Origin of the sequence: Mesorhizobium sp. M0293, from assembly GCF_040321735.1 — a bacterium.
In the GTDB taxonomy this organism is placed as follows: domain Bacteria; phylum Pseudomonadota; class Alphaproteobacteria; order Rhizobiales; family Rhizobiaceae; genus Mesorhizobium.
Window position 1 is genome coordinate 1 of sequence record NZ_JAMYSA010000310.1, and the last position, 720, is coordinate 720.

The following is a 720-nucleotide window of genomic DNA, read 5'->3' on the forward strand; positions in this document are numbered from 1 at the left end:
AAACACATTGCCATTGCCGGCGACATCCGCACGGCCATTGAGCGGGCGCGCGCCGCGGTCGGCCATATGGTCAAGGTCGAGGTCGAGGTCGACACGCTCGACCAGCTCGAGATCGCGCTAGGCGCCGGGGTCGACGCCATCCTGCTGGACAATATGTCCGTCAAGCAACTGACCCGAGCGGTGGCAATGGTCGACGGCCGCGCGACCACCGAGGCCTCGGGTCGCATAACGCCGGCAACGGCACCAGCCGTAGCGGCAACCGGGGTCGACCTCATTTCTATTGGGTGGCTTACGCACAGCGCGCCAATCCTCGACATCGGCATGGACGTGCCTATCGAAGCATGCATCCAGAAGCATCTGAACTGAATAGAGCGCGCTCCATATAGGAGCAATCTGCGGAAGTGGGGACGTACGATGATCGACAAGGGATTGAGATCCGACCGGGCCAAGGCGCTTGCCTTCATCAGCGCAATGCTCAGCGAACTGAATCAGATCGCGGGGTCTCACAGGCTGCAGTTCCTAGGATACCTTCTGGAGATGGCGTATATCGAGTCGTACGACATGGTCCGCAAAGAGCGCTCCCACCATCAAAGCAAGGCCATAGATCAGGGATAGCCCTGCTGAACTGAGCGCTGCGGCAGCTTCAAATCTGACCTCGGCACTTCTATTTCCGCAAAAAAGACGCGCAGTGCTCCAGCGCGTTCACGGGCGGTTGGACTG

At 60.0% G+C, this 720-nt stretch carries 2 protein-coding genes; both read left to right on the forward strand.

The genetic code is table 11. The features are described from left to right. Positions 1–366 (forward strand): beta/alpha barrel domain-containing protein (locus NKJ06_RS35625; RefSeq protein ID WP_502905682.1); only part of this gene is annotated, 366 nt, incomplete at its 5' end. Between the two features lie 48 nt (positions 367–414). Further along, positions 415–615 (forward strand): hypothetical protein, encoded by a 201-nt coding sequence (locus NKJ06_RS35630; RefSeq protein ID WP_023693535.1) that lies wholly within the window; start codon positions 415–417, stop codon positions 613–615. Positions 616–720 lie beyond the last annotated feature (105 nt).

What these genes read in the sequence shown, in the direction of transcription:
- NKJ06_RS35630 (WP_023693535.1), top strand. Translation starts at nt 415, where the DNA reads ATGATCGACAAGGGATTGAGATCCGACCGGGCCAAGGCGCTTGCCTTC.